This is a genomic window from Pseudomonas sp. EB271-G4-1 (assembly GCF_058791355.1).
In genome coordinates this window covers 75204-89390 of the sequence record NZ_JBYTEO010000004.1, presented here as the reverse complement: position 1 = coordinate 89390, position 14187 = coordinate 75204, and the positions used below count along the sequence as shown (strand labels likewise).

At 60.6% G+C, this 14187-nt stretch carries 13 protein-coding genes; 4 read left to right on the top strand and 9 right to left on the bottom strand.

Annotated elements, in window-relative coordinates:
* Nucleotides 1-5 precede the first annotated feature (5 nt).
* The gene (locus tag AC3WWR_RS03405; protein ID WP_020795805.1) at nucleotides 6-266 is read right to left on the bottom strand and encodes a hypothetical protein; all 261 of its coding nucleotides are present in this window, start codon (nucleotides 264-266) and stop codon (nucleotides 6-8) included.
* A gap of 106 nt (nucleotides 267-372) precedes the next feature.
* The gene (locus tag AC3WWR_RS03400; RefSeq protein WP_020795804.1) at nucleotides 373-1113 is read right to left on the bottom strand and encodes an SDR family oxidoreductase; all 741 of its coding nucleotides are present in this window, start codon (nucleotides 1111-1113) and stop codon (nucleotides 373-375) included.
* 114 nt (nucleotides 1114-1227) lie between these two features.
* Between AC3WWR_RS03400 and AC3WWR_RS03395 the strand changes: the two genes are divergently transcribed.
* On the top strand, nucleotides 1228-2118 hold the full coding sequence (locus tag AC3WWR_RS03395) for a LysR family transcriptional regulator (protein ID WP_492598459.1): 891 nt from the start codon (nucleotides 1228-1230) through the stop codon (nucleotides 2116-2118).
* A gap of 132 nt (nucleotides 2119-2250) precedes the next feature.
* Nucleotides 2251-3288 carry an L-glyceraldehyde 3-phosphate reductase gene (gene mgrA / locus AC3WWR_RS03390; protein WP_033040852.1) on the top strand — a complete coding sequence of 346 codons (1038 nt, stop codon included), beginning with the start codon at nucleotides 2251-2253 and terminating at the stop codon, nucleotides 3286-3288.
* A 43-nt stretch (nucleotides 3289-3331) separates the two neighbouring features.
* On the opposite strand, the gene tauD is transcribed toward mgrA, so the two are convergent.
* From tauD to AC3WWR_RS03355, 7 genes are all read right to left on the bottom strand, one after another.
* Nucleotides 3332-4174, bottom strand: a complete 843-nt coding sequence (tauD, locus tag AC3WWR_RS03385; protein ID WP_020795801.1) for a taurine dioxygenase — start codon at nucleotides 4172-4174, stop codon at nucleotides 3332-3334.
* 43 nt (nucleotides 4175-4217) lie between these two features.
* Nucleotides 4218-5051 (bottom strand): taurine ABC transporter permease TauC, encoded by an 834-nt coding sequence (tauC, locus tag AC3WWR_RS03380; RefSeq protein WP_020795800.1) that lies wholly within the window; start codon nucleotides 5049-5051, stop codon nucleotides 4218-4220.
* Complete coding sequence (tauB, locus tag AC3WWR_RS03375; RefSeq protein ID WP_492598458.1) at nucleotides 5048-5842, bottom strand: taurine ABC transporter ATP-binding subunit; 795 nt, start codon at nucleotides 5840-5842, stop codon at nucleotides 5048-5050. Before tauB ends, tauC begins: the two co-directional genes overlap by 4 nt.
* Before the next feature lie 16 nt (nucleotides 5843-5858).
* Nucleotides 5859-6836 (bottom strand): taurine ABC transporter substrate-binding protein, encoded by a 978-nt coding sequence (tauA, locus tag AC3WWR_RS03370; protein ID WP_492598457.1) that lies wholly within the window; start codon nucleotides 6834-6836, stop codon nucleotides 5859-5861.
* Between the two features lie 238 nt (nucleotides 6837-7074).
* Nucleotides 7075-8658, bottom strand: a complete 1584-nt coding sequence (gene gshA, locus AC3WWR_RS03365) for a glutamate--cysteine ligase (RefSeq protein WP_020795797.1) — start codon at nucleotides 8656-8658, stop codon at nucleotides 7075-7077.
* Between the two features lie 274 nt (nucleotides 8659-8932).
* Nucleotides 8933-9316 carry a PaaI family thioesterase gene (locus AC3WWR_RS03360; RefSeq protein ID WP_492598456.1) on the bottom strand — a complete coding sequence of 128 codons (384 nt, stop codon included), beginning with the start codon at nucleotides 9314-9316 and terminating at the stop codon, nucleotides 8933-8935.
* The gene (locus AC3WWR_RS03355; RefSeq protein ID WP_020795795.1) at nucleotides 9316-11640 is read right to left on the bottom strand and encodes a Tex family protein; all 2325 of its coding nucleotides are present in this window, start codon (nucleotides 11638-11640) and stop codon (nucleotides 9316-9318) included. The genes AC3WWR_RS03360 and AC3WWR_RS03355 overlap by 1 nt, the downstream gene beginning before the upstream one ends.
* A 360-nt stretch (nucleotides 11641-12000) precedes the next feature.
* Here AC3WWR_RS03355 and ompR point away from each other — a divergent pair, with 360 nt between their 5' ends.
* Both ompR and AC3WWR_RS03345 read left to right on the top strand, forming a co-directional pair.
* Nucleotides 12001-12741 (top strand): osmolarity response regulator transcription factor OmpR, encoded by a 741-nt coding sequence (gene ompR, locus AC3WWR_RS03350; protein WP_020795794.1) that lies wholly within the window; start codon nucleotides 12001-12003, stop codon nucleotides 12739-12741.
* Nucleotides 12742-12869: 128 nt separating this feature from the next.
* On the top strand, nucleotides 12870-14183 hold the full coding sequence (locus AC3WWR_RS03345; RefSeq protein WP_020795793.1) for an ATP-binding protein: 1314 nt from the start codon (nucleotides 12870-12872) through the stop codon (nucleotides 14181-14183).
* The last annotated feature ends 4 nt before the right edge of the window (nucleotides 14184-14187 follow it).

Genomic DNA, 14187 nt, shown 5'->3' with positions numbered 1-14187 from the left:
GCTCTTCAGGTCTCGGTGGTCAACACCATGAACAACACCAGCGCCGCCACCGGGATACCGAACACGGCGCTGCCAACCATCACCTCCGTGCCTAATGGCTGGCGGGCATGCACGATGCCCACCGCGCCATTGATCAGCGTCAGGGCCAGCCACAGCACGATAAAGCTGTAGGCGAGCACTTGGCGGGGGAAGCCGATTTTTTCGCCGATGTACAACATCAAGGCAAGCAGGATCAGCCCGAACGTGATGATGATGGTGGTGTGCATGGTGTTTGCCCCCCTTCAGGTGTGTGCTGCCACAAGATTCACCGCGATCCCTGTGGGAGCGAGCCTGCTCGCGAATGGTGTCGCTGCGGTTTTAGTGTGAGCATAGTTAAACCAGCCCGCCATTCACCCGCAGAATCTGCCCATTGACCCACGCCGCCTCCGGCCCGACCAGGAACGTCACGACACGGGCAATATCCTCTGGTTGCCCTAGGCGCTCCAGCGGCGCCATTTTGGCGAAATTCTGGATCTGCTCTTCGCTCTTTCCATGCAGGAACAAATCGGTCGCCACCGGCCCCGGTGCCACGGCATTGACCGTGATATTGCGCCCGCGCATCTCCTTGGCAAATACCTGGGTCAAAGATTCCACCGCGGCCTTGCTGGCGATGTACACGGCGTAGCCCGGCAGATTCAGGCCGACGGTACTGCTGGAAAAATTGATGATCTTCCCGCCGCTATTCAAGCGTGTGGCCGCTTCGCGCAGGGTGTTGAAGGTGCCGCGCGCATGGATGTTGAAGTTCTGTTCGAACAATTCGTCGCTGTGCTGCGCCAGGGGCATGACCTTGAGGATACCGGCGTTATTCACCAATACGTCGACCTTGCCCAACTGGGCTTCGGTCTCGTCGAACATCCGGCGCACGTCATCCGCACTGGCCACGTCGGCCTTGATCGCTATGGCTTGATGTCCGGCCTGACGCAACTCTACAACCAGTCTTGAAGCTTCGCTGGCGCTGCTGGCGTAGTTGATGGCGACCGCGAATCCTTCGCTGGCCAGTTGCCTGGCAATGACCGCACCGATGCCGCGGGAGGCGCCAGTCACGAGGGCCACCCTGGAAGTTTGAGTAATCATGCGATGCTCCTGTTGATGGGGTGTGGGGGCCAATTTCACATGTTTACCCAAGCCGATAAATGCAGCAGAGTTGCCTTGACTGTTCAATAATCGCCAACAATCAAGGGGGTCGCCGTGGATCAGGTCAAAGCGATGAAGGTGTTCGTGCGGATCTATGAGCGCAGCAGCTTTACGTTGGCTGCGAATGACCTGAATTTGCCGCGCGCAACCCTGACCCACACGCTGAATCAATTCGAAGCCTGGCTGGGCACACGCTTGCTCGAGCGCAGCACGCGCAAGGTGCGCCCCACGCTGGACGGCGAGACGTACTACCTGCGTTGTGTGCAACTGCTGGCAGAGCTGGAAGAGGCCGAATTGGCGTTTCGCGGCGTGGCGCCAAAAGGACGGCTGCGGGTCGACTTGCACGGAACCCTGGCCAAACATTTCGTGATCCCGGCCTTGCCGCAATTCATGGTGCGCTACCCGGACATCGAACTTTCCATCAGCGAGGCCGACCGCCTGGTTGACTTGATCGCCGAAGGGGTCGACTGCGTGCTGCGCGCCGGCACGTTGAGCGACTCCGCTCTGATCGGCAAACGTGTTGCCAGCCTGCGCCAGATCACCTGCGCCAGTCCCGCTTATCTGCGCAAATACGGCGAACCGAAAAGCCTCGACGACCTGAAAAATCACCGCGCGGTGAATTACGTCTCACGCACGACGGCCAAATTGTTCCCGTTCGAATTCATGGTCGATGGCGAGCTCAAGGAAGTGCCCATCGACGGTGCCGTTTCGGTATTCGGCGCGGAGATCTACGCGGCCTCGGCGATCGCCGGATTGGGCCTGATCCAGTGCCCGCATTACCGGATGGAAACGCAGATCGCCCAAGGGCTGATAAAGGAAGTCCTTATTGAAACACCGCCGCCACCGATGCCGGTTTCAGTGCTTTATCCACACAACCGGCACATGTCGCCACGAGTTCGGGTGTTTGTGGATTGGTTGGGGGAGGTGTTTGCGGATGCCGGTTGAAGATCGTTCCCACGCAGAGCGTGGGAACTATCGGCCATGAAACGTTTCAGCTTTTTTCGAATCCAGGGTTTTCTGACGTTTGTCCGGGCGTATGCTGGGCAACCAGATTCAAGACAGACAAGAGAGGATTCGATGACTTACACCGCTGCCGAAAACCGCTACGACTCCATCCCTTACCGCCGCGTGGGCCGTAGCGGGCTGGTACTGCCGGCGCTGTCCCTGGGCCTGTGGCACAACTTTGGCGACAGCACGCCGATCGACACCCAGCGTGCGTTGTTGCGCACGGCGTTCGACCTGGGCATCAACCATTTCGACCTGGCCAATAACTACGGTCCGCCGTACGGCAGTGCCGAGATCAACTTCGGGCGTTTGCTGCGTGAAGACTTCAAGCAGTACCGTGACGAGTTGATCATTTCGAGCAAGGCCGGTTGGGACATGTGGCCCGGTCCTTACGGTCAGGGCGGCGGTTCGCGCAAGTACGTGCTCGCCAGCCTTGACCAGAGCCTGCAACGCCTGGGCCTCGACTATGTGGACATTTTCTATTCCCACCGTTTCGATCCGGATACCCCGCTGGAAGAAACCGCCAGCGCCTTGGCTACTGCCGTACAACAAGGTAAAGCGTTGTACATCGGTATCTCGTCTTATTCCGGGGTGAAAACCCGCGAAATGGCGGCGCTGCTCAAAGAATGGAAAGTCCCGCTGTTGATTCACCAACCGGCCTACAACTTGCTCAATCGCTGGGTCGAAAAGGACTTGCTGGACACCACCGATGAGCTCGGTACGGGGGTGATTGCGTTCACGCCGCTGGCTCAGGGGCTGCTGACGGACAAATACCTCAACGGCGTGCCGGCGGATGCGCGAGTCAACCGTCCGGGCGGTGATTCGTTGCAGGCTTCGCACTTGTCCGAGGCCAACATTGCCCATGTGCGTGCGCTCAATGAGATCGCCAAGCGTCGCGGTCAAAGCCTGGCGCAGCTGGCGCTAGCCTGGACCCTGCGCGATCCGCGGGTGACTTCGGCGTTGATTGGCGCGAGCCGACCGGAGCAGATCATCGAGAACGTCGGGGCGTTGAAGAATTTGAGCTTCAGTGTTGAAGAGTTGGCGCAGATTGATCGGTTTGCCCAGGAGGGTGGGATCAATCTTTGGGAGAAGCCGTCGACCGCGGAGTAAGCGAGCACTGATCGTTCCCACGCAGAGCGTGGGAACGATCGGTTCAGCGAAAGAACGGCACATCCCCCAGCACCGTCGCCCGCTGCATCACCCGGCGCGCTGGGCGGTAATCATCCACGGCGTAATGCTGAGTCACGCGGTTGTCCCAGAACGCGATGTCGTCTTTCTGCCAGCGCCAGCGAATGGTGAATTCCGGGCGGGTGGTATGAGCGAACAGGAACTTCAAGATCGCCTCGCTCTCGGTTTCCGATAATTCGTTGATTTTCGAGGTGAAGCCCTCGTTGACGAACAATGAACGGCGCCCGCTCACCGGATGCGTGCGGATCACCGGGTGAGACAGCGGCGGATTCTTGCGCCGAGTCTCTTCCCATTGGGCCAGTGCTTCAGGTGTGTTGCCATAGCGCTCCAGTGGAAACGAACGGGTGAAATCGTGGGTGGCGGTCAGCCCTTCGAGCAGGTTTTTCATGGGCGCCGATAAGGCTTCATACGCCGCAATGCCGCTGGCCCACAGGGTATCGCCGCCAAACTCCGGCAGCAGCTTGGCGCTGAGGACCGCGCCCATGGCCGGGGTCGGGAGGAAGGTCACGTCGGTGTGCCAGATCGCGTTGTCACGCACGTCGGTGACGGCGGTGTCGAGGACCAGCACCTCCGGTTGCTCCGGCACGTTCGGGTAGATCGGATGGATGTGCAGGTCGCCGAAATTGGCGGCGAATCGTGCCTGCTGCTGCGGGGTGATCGGTTGGTCACGGAAGAACAGCACCTGGTGCTTGAGCAGCGCCTGCTCGATGGCGTCGCGTTGTTCCAGGTTCAGCGGCTGGCTGACGTCGACGCCGCTGATCTGTGCGCCGAGGGCCGAGCTTAGAGGGACGATGGTCAGGTTGCTCATGGTGGTTCTCTTCAATCCGGGTATCGAACAAAAACAGGAGGCATTAGTGAGCCTGGCCGTGCCATGGCACCAGCTTGCGTTGCAGGGCACGCAGGCCCATCTCCATCGCGAAGGCAATCAGCGCGATCACCAGAATCCCCAGCACCACCACATCGGTGACCAGGAACTGCGCAGCGGACTGCACCATGAAACCCAGGCCGCTGGTGGCGGCAATCAGTTCGGCGGCCACCAGCGTCGACCACCCCACGCCCAAGCCAATGCGCACCCCGGTCAATATGTCCGGCAAGGCGCTCGGCAGGATCACATGGCGGATCAATTGTGCACGGGTCGCGCCCAGTGACTGCGCGGCGCGCAATTTGGCCGGGTCGACGGTGCGCACGCCAGTGGCGGTAGCGATGGCAATCGGGGCGAAAATGGCCAGGTAGATCAGCAGCACTTTCGACAATTCGCCAATACCGCACCAGATCACGATCAGCGGCAGGTAAGCCAGCGGTGGAATAGGGCGGTAGAACTCGATCACTGGATCGAGAATGCCGCGTGCAATGCGGTTATGTCCGATAGCGATACCGACTGGCACGGCCGTCAGCACCGCAAAGCCAAGGCCCAGGCCGATGCGGCTGAGGCTCGCGCCCAAGTGCTGCCATAACGTCGAATCCATGTAGCCACTGGTGACCAGCAGCCAGCCTTTTTGCAGCACGGCGGACGGTGGCGGCAGAAACAGTGGCTCGATCATTCCTGTGGCGGTGACAGCCCACCAAATGAATATCAGCGCGATCAATGTCAGCACACTGATCCAGCGAGTACTCAAGCTACGGCGCAGCGCAATGGCTGTAGTACCTGGTTTAACCGCTGAGGCGGGAATTTCGTAGCTGCTCATGCGCGCTCCTGCCGCTGGGCGGCGCTGCGTTGGGAGAACACTTTGGCAAGCACGTGCTCGCGGGTTTCGATAAAGCGCGGATCGGACTTGATCGACCGTGCCGATTCACCCGCGGCGTAACGTTGACCGAAATCCAGATGCAGGCGCTCGACGATCTGCCCGGGATTGGGTGCCAGTAGAATCAGATCCGTGGCGAGAAACACCGCTTCTTCGATGTCGTGGGTAATCAGGAAGACAGGTTTGGCGGTGCGCCGCCAGACTTGCAGCAGCAGCTCTTGCATCTGTTCGCGGGTGAAGGCATCCAGGGCCCCGAAGGGTTCGTCCATCAGCAATACACGCGGATCGGCAGCGAGCGCGCGGGCCAGGCCGACACGCTGTTTCTGGCCGCCGGAGAGTTGCCAGATCCGGCGGTTTTCAAAACCGGCGAGGTCCACCAGCGCCAGCATTTCCCTTGCGCGGATTTCGCGTTTGCCCCGAGCAATGCCGGCCAGTTCCAGGCCGAAGCCTACGTTGGCCAGCACGTCCTGCCAGGGCAGCAGGGCGTCATCCTGGAACACCACGCCGCGCTCGGCACTCGGGCCTTTGACCGGTACGCCATCGAGGGTAATACGCCCGGAACTGGGCTCGACGAAACCGGCAATCAGGTTCAACAGCGAGGTCTTGCCACTGCCGGACGGGCCGAGGGCAACCAGCAACTGCTGGGGGCCGAGGGTCAGGGAAATATCCGCCAGCACAGGTTCCGGGCTGCCGGGGTACTGTGCGCTGATGCGCTCCAGCTGTAGCAAAGCCATCGCCATTAACTCCTGATCAATCCGTGATGAACTTGGCGCTGACGTACGGCGCGTAGTCCGGCAATACAGCATCAACCTTGCCTTGTCCCTTGAGGAACACGGCGGTGTCGGTGATCGCCTTGGTGGTCGGCGCGCCGAGGGTGACCACTTGATCAGCCGCCAGCGGGTAAACGTTGCCTTGCAGCAGCAGCGGAATGTCGCTGGCCTTGGCGCCGGACAGTTTTACCAGCTTGTCGACGTTGCCTTGATTGGCGAGCCAGGCTTGCGGGTCTTTGCGGTAATCGGCGTAGGCATCCAGGGTCACTTTGGCAAACGCGGTGACGATTTCCGGGTGCTTCTCGGCGAAGTCCTTGCGCACGATCCAGGCATCGAAGGTAGGCGCACCGAACTTGGCCAGTTCACCGGAGGTGATCAGGACCTTGCCGTTTTCCTTGGCCACACCCAAGGCCGGGTCCCACACGTAGGTGGCGTCAATGTCACCGCGTTTCCAGGCGGCAATGATCGCTGGCGGCGCCAGGTTCAGCACCGTGACTTTCGATGGGTCGATGTTCCAGTGCTTCAGCGCAGCCAGCAGGCTGTAGTGGCCGGTGGAAACGAAGGGTACGGCGATTTTCTTGCCGATCAGGTCTTGGGGAGTCTTGATCCCGGAACCTTCGCGGGCCACCAGCGCTTCGGCGGCGCCGATCTGGGTCGCGATGAGGAAGGTTTCCACTGGTACTTTGCGGGTGATCGCTGCTGTCAGCGGACTGGAACCGAGGTAGCCGATCTGCACGTCACCCGAGGCGATCGCGGCGATGATGTCGGCACCGTTATCGAATTTGCGCCAGTTGATGTCGGCCTTGGTGGCTTTTTCATACGCGCCGTCGGCCTGTGCGACTTTTGCCGGGTCGACGGTGGTCTGGTAAGCGACAGTCACGTCGGCTGCCTGGGCCAAAAAGCTCGCCGCCGCCAGAGAGGCGGCCGCCAGGAGGCGAAGGGGGAAATTCAGTTTCATCGGGAAGCTCCTTGTCAGGCGACTGAGAGTCGGCGTGAAAGGAGACTAAATGATATAAGAATTCGAAAATAAATAACTTTTTCGAATGAGCTTATGAGCGGAAAATTCTAAGCCGGAGCGTAGCTGATCGTTCCCACGCGCAGCGAAAGATCGCCTCCATGGACGCTGCGCGTTCGGCTTAGGGACGCAGAGCGTCCCGGGCTGCATTCCCACGCAGAGCGTGGGAACGATCAGTGCGCTAGTTGCTGATCGCCAGAATACTCGCCTGGTACGCACCAACGAACACATCGAAATCACCCACTTCGTTCTGCTCAAGCTCGGCTTGTTGGGCCAGCGATGAACGCGCCAGCTCTTCAAACCTGGCCTGTTGCTCTGCCGGCAACGGCTCGCTGCGGAAAAACTCGGCGTGTGCCCGGCTCTGACGCAGGGAAAATTGAGCAAAGCTTTCCTTGTGCTCGGCCATTGCCGCCAGCACCTGGGCCGATGGCGTCAGGGAAGGGTTCTGGACCTTGGCCATCTGCGCGTCCAGTGCTTTGCTATGGGCGTCGCCGCCATGGCTCTGGTCAAGCAGTGCGGCCAGTGGGGCAATCTGCTCCAGCAATTGGCCCGCCCACTCTTTCAGGTCGACCGGTTGCCCGTTGCGCTGCAATTGCAGGCCTGGGCGACGACCTTCCTTGACCACACTGAGGAAGTTGGAGGTCGCATTCGAGCAACTGGTGTTGGTCAACAACGGGCTGTCGTTCAGCGCGCAGTACAGCAGGAAGGCGTCGAGGAAGCGCGATTCGGTGAGATCGATGCCCATTGGCAGGAACGGGTTGATATCCAGGCAGCGCACTTCGACGTACTGGATGCCGCGGGCCATCAGCGCCTGGATCGGCCGCTCGCCGGTATAGGTTACGCGTTTGGGGCGGATGTTGGAGTAGTACTCGTTTTCGATCTGCAGGATGTTGGTATTGAGCTGGACCCACTCACCGTCCTGGTGGGTACCGACTTCGACATACGGCGCATAGGGTGTCGCCACCGCTTTGCGCAGGCTATCGGTATAGCTGTTCAGATCGTTGTAGCACGGTGTCAGGCCCGCTTGGGCGTTGCTCTGGTAACCCAGGTCACTCATGCGCAGGCTGGTGGCGTACGGCAAATAGAGGGTGTCCGGGTCCAGCTGTTCCAGCTGGTGCGAACGACCACGCAAGAAGCCAGCGTCCAGTGCTGGTGAAGCACCGAACAGGTACATCAGCAGCCAGCTGTAGCGCCGGAAGTTGCGGATCAGTGCGATATAGGACGACGACTGGAAATCGCGGTCGGTGCCGACAAAGCCTTCGGCCTGCTTGAGCAGCGGCCAGAGTTTTTCCGGCAGGGAAAAGTTGTAGTGAATGCCGGCAATGCATTGCATGGTCTTGCCGTAGCGCAGGGCGAGGCCTTTGCGGTAGACGTACTTGAGCTGCCCGATATTGGACGTACCGTAGTAGGCAATCGGGATGTCTTCCTCGGCCGGCAACGGACACGGCATCGAGGGGCTCCACAGGTACTCGTTGCCGAGCTTGCTGTAGGCAAAACGGTGAATGCTGTCCAGGCTCGCCAGCGTATCCGCCGGGTCGGGCAGGGCTGGGGTGATGAACTCCAGCAGCGACTCGGAATAGTCGGTGGTGATCTGTTCGTTGGTCAGCGCGGAACCCAATTCTTCCGGGTGCGGCGTTTGCGCAAGGCGACCTTCATCGGTCACGCGCAGGCATTCACGTTCGATGCCGTGAAGGCACTGTTCGAGCAGAGAGAGGTTAGCGCGCTCGCCGAGCAGGGCCAGGCGGCGGTTGAGAAGTTCGCTCAAGTTGGATTCCTTCACGCGTCAGTCGCCCCAATATGGGGGTGGGCAAGACGGTCTACAAGGGTGAAGTTAAAACTGGCGTTTTCGCCTGGTTTTTGTCGCCGTGCACGTTCTGATCGTCGCAATCCCCTGTGGGAGCGAGCCTGCTCGCGAAGAGGGAGTGTCAATCGACATTGAAGTCGCCTGATACACCACCTTCGCGAGCAGGCTCGCTCCCACAGGAAACTCCGGCGCTGCGGTCACAGCGTCGAAATTAACTCAAATCGATGACATCTAGCTACAGGACAGCGAACGTGCCTTGTGCTTTTGCGACCAGTTTGTCGCCTTGCATCACGTCGGCTTCGACCACCAGCGTGCGGCGGCCCGGGTGGATAACCCGCGCCGTGCACATCACCTCGCCGTTGGCGACGGCGCGGATGTAGTTGATCTTGCACTCGATGGTCGCGCTTTGCTGGTCAAAGCCGTGGGTGCTGGAGCAGGCCAGCCCCATGGCAATGTCCACCAGGCTGAACAAGGCCCCGCCGTGCAGCTTGTTGGCGCGATTGCGCAGTTGTGGCTCAAGCGCCAGGGCGACTTGCGCCACCCCGGTTTCCAGGCTGTGCAAACGGCAACCCAACAGCTTGAAAAATGCGCTTTCGGTGTACCCGGCAGGGATGTCCATCAGCGCTTCTTCAGCTGTTTGGCGTTGGCAAACAGTGACGCCATGGCGTTGTTGCTCGGCGCTGCAGCGGTGGTTTCCTTGCGCGGTGCGGTGTTCTGGGATTGGCGTGGCGCCGAACCCGGACGCGCACCACGAGCACCGTCGACTTTCTCGCCCGGGGTGTCGCTCATGCGCATCGACAGGCCCACGCGCTTACGCGGGATGTCGACTTCCATGACCTTCACTTTCACCACGTCACCGGCCTTCACCGCTTCCCGTGGATCCTTGATGAATTTCTCCGAAAGTGCGGAGATGTGCACCAAACCATCCTGATGCACGCCGATATCGACGAATGCTCCGAAGTTGGTCACGTTGGTCACGACGCCTTCGAGGATCATGCCCAATTCCAAGTCCTTGAGGTCTTCGACACCTTCCTGGAACTCTGCGGTCTTGAATTCGGGGCGCGGGTCGCGGCCGGGTTTTTCAAGCTCTTGCAGGATGTCGGTGACCGTTGGCAGACCGAAAGTTTCGTCGGTGAACTTCTTCGGGTCGAGGCGCTTGAGGAACGCGGCATCGCCAATCAGCGAACGGATATCGCGGTCGGTCTCGGCGGCAATTCGCTGTACCAGCGGATAGGCTTCCGGGTGCACTGCCGACGAATCCAGTGGGTTCTCGCCGTTCATGACGCGCAGGAAACCTGCTGCCTGCTCGAAGGTTTTTTCGCCAAGGCGCGCGACTTTCTTCAGCGCAGCGCGAGTCTTGAACGCACCGTGTTCGTCGCGATGGCTGACGATATTCTGCGCCAGGGTCGCGTTGAGGCCGGAGATCCGCGCCAGCAATGCCACGGAGGCGGTGTTGACGTCGACGCCCACGGCGTTCACGCAGTCTTCGACCACGGCATCCAGGCCCCGCGCCAGTTTCAACTGCGACACGTCATGCTGGTATTGGCCGACTCCGATGGATTTCGGATCGATCTTCACCAGCTCGGCCAGCGGATCCTGCAGGCGGCGGGCAATCGACACCGCGCCACGGATCGACACATCCAGGTCCGGGAATTCCTTGGAAGCCAGTTCCGATGCGGAGTAAACCGATGCGCCGGCTTCGGAGACCATGACCTTGGTCATCTTCATGGCTGGGTATTTCTTGATCAGTTCGGCGGCCAGCTTGTCGGTTTCACGACTGGCGGTGCCGTTGCCGATGGCGATCAGGTCCACCGAATGCTTGGCGCACAGGGCGGCGAGCACGGCGAGGGTCTGGTCCCACTTGTTGTGCGGCACGTGCGGGTAAACCGTGGCGTGATCGAGCAGCTTGCCGGTGGAATCGACCACCGCAACCTTGCACCCGGTGCGCAAGCCCGGGTCGAGGCCCAGGGTCGCGCGCGGGCCGGCCGGAGCCGACAGCAGCAGGTCGTGCAGGTTGTGGGCGAACACGTTGATCGCCTCGGTTTCAGCGCCGTCGCGCAACTCACCTAGCAGGTCGGTTTCCAGGTGGGTGTAGAGCTTGACCTTCCAGGTCCAGCGCACCACTTCACCCAGCCATTTATCGGCGGCGCGGTTCTGGTTCTGGATGCCGACGTGCTGGCCGATCATGCCCTCGCACGGGTGCATGGTGCCCGGCAGTTCATCGCCAACTTTCAGGGCGGAGCTGAGAATGCCTTCGTTGCGGCCACGGAAAATCGCCAGCGCGCGGTGCGACGGCATGCTCTTCAGCGGTTCGTCGTGTTCGAAGTAGTCGCGGAACTTGGCGCCTTCCTCTTCCTTTCCAGCAATTACGCGGGCACTGAGAGTGGCTTCCTGCTTCAGGTAGCTGCGCAGCTTGTCCAGGAGGCCTGCGTCTTCGGCGAAGCGCTCCATGAGGATGTACTTGGCACCTTCGAGGGCGGACTTCACATCGGCCACGCCTTTTTCGGCGTCGATGAAGCGGGCGGCTTCGGTTTCCGGGCTCAGGGTCGGGTCGTTGAACAGGCCGTCGGCCAGTTCGCCGAGGCCGGCTTCCAGGGCGATCTGGCCCTTGGTGCGGCGCTTCTGCTTGTACGGCAGGTACAAGTCTTCGAGGCGGGTCTTGGTGTCTGCGAGCTTGATGTCGCGTTCCAGCTGCGGGGTCAGCTTGCCTTGCTCTGTAATGCTGGCAAGGATGCTGATGCGCCGTTCGTCGAGTTCTCGCAGGTAGCGCAGACGCTCTTCCAGATGACGCAATTGGGTGTCATCGAGGCTGCCGGTCACTTCTTTCCGGTAACGGGCGATGAAGGGAACGGTAGAACCTTCATCGAGTAGCGCGACGGCCGCTTCGACCTGTTGTGGGCGTACACCGAGTTCCTCGGCGATGCGGCTGTTGATGCTGTCCATAAAACCACCTGACAAATTGTGAAAGCAGGCTCGCAGGCGCAACGATGAGGCCTTGGCGAGTCTGGTTGAGCGGCCTGGCCTGCGCCGCTACCTGGATCAAAGGTATCCCGTTGACCCGTGAAATCGAACAATTACTGCCGGCGCCATGAAAATAAAAAGCGGTCAACCGGGGTAACGATCAGACGTTGCCTGACACAAAAGGCCGCGCATTATAACCAGCGTTCTGCCATTCGGGGGCATCGCAGGTTGTAGGCATAATCACCGGATTTCTGGCGATAAAGGAAAAATCTGCTAACAATGCACACGGTGCGTATAACGGCAGCTACGCCATAATGCGCGCCGAGATCAAAGGAGCATCCAATGAGCAGCACTGCAAACATTGCTGAAGGCGAAAAAATTCTTATTGTTGACGACGATCCGGGCCTCAGCAGCCTGCTGGAGCGTTTTTTCGTCAGCAAGGGCTACCGTGCCCGCGCCGTACCGAACACCGAACAAATGGACCGCCTGCTGGCGCGTGAAGTGTTCAACCTGGTCGTCCTCGACTTGATGCTGCCTGGGGAGGACGGCCTGACCGCTTGCCGCCGCTTGCGTGGAGCGAACAATCAGATCCCGATCATCATGCTGACCGCCAAGGGCGACGAGCTGAGCCGGATCAAGGGCCTGGAACTGGGCGCCGACGATTACCTGGCCAAGCCTTTCAACCCGGACGAGCTGATGGCCCGCGTAAAAGCTGTCCTGCGTCGTCAGTCGGCTCCGGTGCCTGGCGCACCAGGCAGCGAAGACGAAAGCGTGACCTTCGGTGACTACGAGCTGTCCCTGGCCACCCGCGAACTCAAGCGTGGTGAAGAAGTGCACATGCTCACTACCGGTGAGTTCGCTGTGCTCAAGGCGCTGGTGATGAACGCCCGCCAGCCATTGACCCGGGACAAGCTGATGAACCTGGCCCGTGGTCGTGAGTGGGATGCCCTGGAGCGCTCCATTGACGTGCAAATTTCCCGTCTGCGCCGGATGATCGAACCCGATCCGTCCAAGCCGCGTTACATCCAGACCGTCTGGGGTGTGGGTTACGTATTCGTTCCGGATGGCGCCGCCACGAAGTAACTGGCGAAGTGATCGTCGATTTGTAGGCGCGAGTTTGTGCGGGCAGAGGGCCTGATGGCCTTGCCCGCAGACTCTCGACCGGCAATGTGCGAGCATCGCTCGCTCCTGCACGTGTTTAACGGTTGCCCATGAAAACCCCGGTTTGGTTTCCCCAGAGTTTCTTCTCCCGCACCCTTTGGCTGGTGCTGATCGTCGTCCTGTTTTCCAAGGCGCTGACCTTGGTTTATCTGCTGATGAACGAAGACGTGCTGGTGGACCGCCAGTACAGCCATGGCGTCGCCCTGACGCTGCGCGCCTACTGGGCCGCCGATGAAAACAATCGCGAAAAGATTGCCGAGGCTGCAACCCTGATCCGGGTGGTCGGCGCCGGTGTGCCGGAGGGTGAACAACACTGGCCTTACAGCGGGATCTACCAGCGGCAGATGCAAGACGAACTGGGGGCCGACACCGAGGTGCGCTTGCGCATGCACTCGCCCCCGGCGCTATGGGTGCGCGCGCCCAGCCTGGGCGATGGCTGGCTGAAAGTGCCACTGTATCCGCACCCGTTGCGTGGCCAGAAAATCTGGAATGTGCTCGGCTGGTTTCTCGCCATCGGCCTGCTGTCCACGGCTTCGGCGTGGATCTTCGTCAGCCAGCTAAACCAACCCCTCAAGCGCCTTGTGTATGCCGCGCGGCAACTCGGCCAGGGGCGCAGCGTGCGCCTGCCGATCAGTGATACACCCAGTGAAATGACCGAGGTCTATCGCGCTTTCAACCAGATGGCCGAAGACGTCGAGCAGGCCGGTCGCGAGCGCGAACTGATGCTGGCCGGGGTTTCCCATGACCTGCGCACACCGCTGACCCGGTTACGCCTGTCGCTGGAACTGATGGGTGACCATAACGACCTGACAGACGCCATGGTGCGCGATATCGAGGACATGGACGCCATTCTCGATCAGTTCCTGGCGTTCATTCGCGATGGGCGTGATGAATCGGTGGAGGAGGTGGACCTGAGCGATCTTGTCCGTGAAGTCGCCGCGCCGTACAACCAGAACGAAGAAAAGGTGCGTTTGCGTCTTGAGCCGATTCCACCGTTCCCGTTGCGTCGGGTGTCGATGAAGCGGCTGTTGAACAATCTGATTGGCAACGCGCTGAATCACGCGGGCAGTGGGGTTGAGGTGGCGGCGTATGTGTCGGGGGATACCAGTGCGCCTTATGTCGTCCTGAGCGTCATGGACCGTGGAGCCGGGATAGATCCATCGGAGCTGGAAGCGATTTTCAACCCGTTCACCCGGGGCGACCGCGCCCGGGGCGGCAAGGGCACGGGCCTGGGCCTGGCAATTGTGAAGCGAATTGCTTCGATGCATGGCGGCAATGTTGAATTGCGCAACCGTTCCGGCGGCGGCCTGGAAGCGCGGGTGCGCTTGCCGTTGGGGCTGATGCTACCGCGGGATGCCGTCTAACCCG

Coding starts and splice junctions, on each gene's coding strand:
- AC3WWR_RS03405 (WP_020795805.1), bottom strand. CDS start 266: ATGCACACCACCATCATCATCACGTTCGGGCTGATCCTGCTTGCCTTG.
- AC3WWR_RS03400 (WP_020795804.1), bottom strand. CDS start 1,113: ATGATTACTCAAACTTCCAGGGTGGCCCTCGTGACTGGCGCCTCCCGC.
- mgrA (WP_033040852.1), top strand. CDS start 2,251: ATGACTTACACCGCTGCCGAAAACCGCTACGACTCCATCCCTTACCGC.
- tauD (WP_020795801.1), bottom strand. CDS start 4,174: ATGAGCAACCTGACCATCGTCCCTCTAAGCTCGGCCCTCGGCGCACAG.
- tauC (WP_020795800.1), bottom strand. CDS start 5,051: ATGAGCAGCTACGAAATTCCCGCCTCAGCGGTTAAACCAGGTACTACA.
- tauB (WP_492598458.1), bottom strand. CDS start 5,842: ATGGCTTTGCTACAGCTGGAGCGCATCAGCGCACAGTACCCCGGCAGC.
- tauA (WP_492598457.1), bottom strand. CDS start 6,836: ATGAAACTGAATTTCCCCCTTCGCCTCCTGGCGGCCGCCTCTCTGGCG.
- AC3WWR_RS03360 (WP_492598456.1), bottom strand. CDS start 9,316: ATGGACATCCCTGCCGGGTACACCGAAAGCGCATTTTTCAAGCTGTTG.
- AC3WWR_RS03355 (WP_020795795.1), bottom strand. CDS start 11,640: ATGGACAGCATCAACAGCCGCATCGCCGAGGAACTCGGTGTACGCCCA.
- ompR (WP_020795794.1), top strand. CDS start 12,001: ATGAGCAGCACTGCAAACATTGCTGAAGGCGAAAAAATTCTTATTGTT.
- AC3WWR_RS03345 (WP_020795793.1), top strand. CDS start 12,870: ATGAAAACCCCGGTTTGGTTTCCCCAGAGTTTCTTCTCCCGCACCCTT.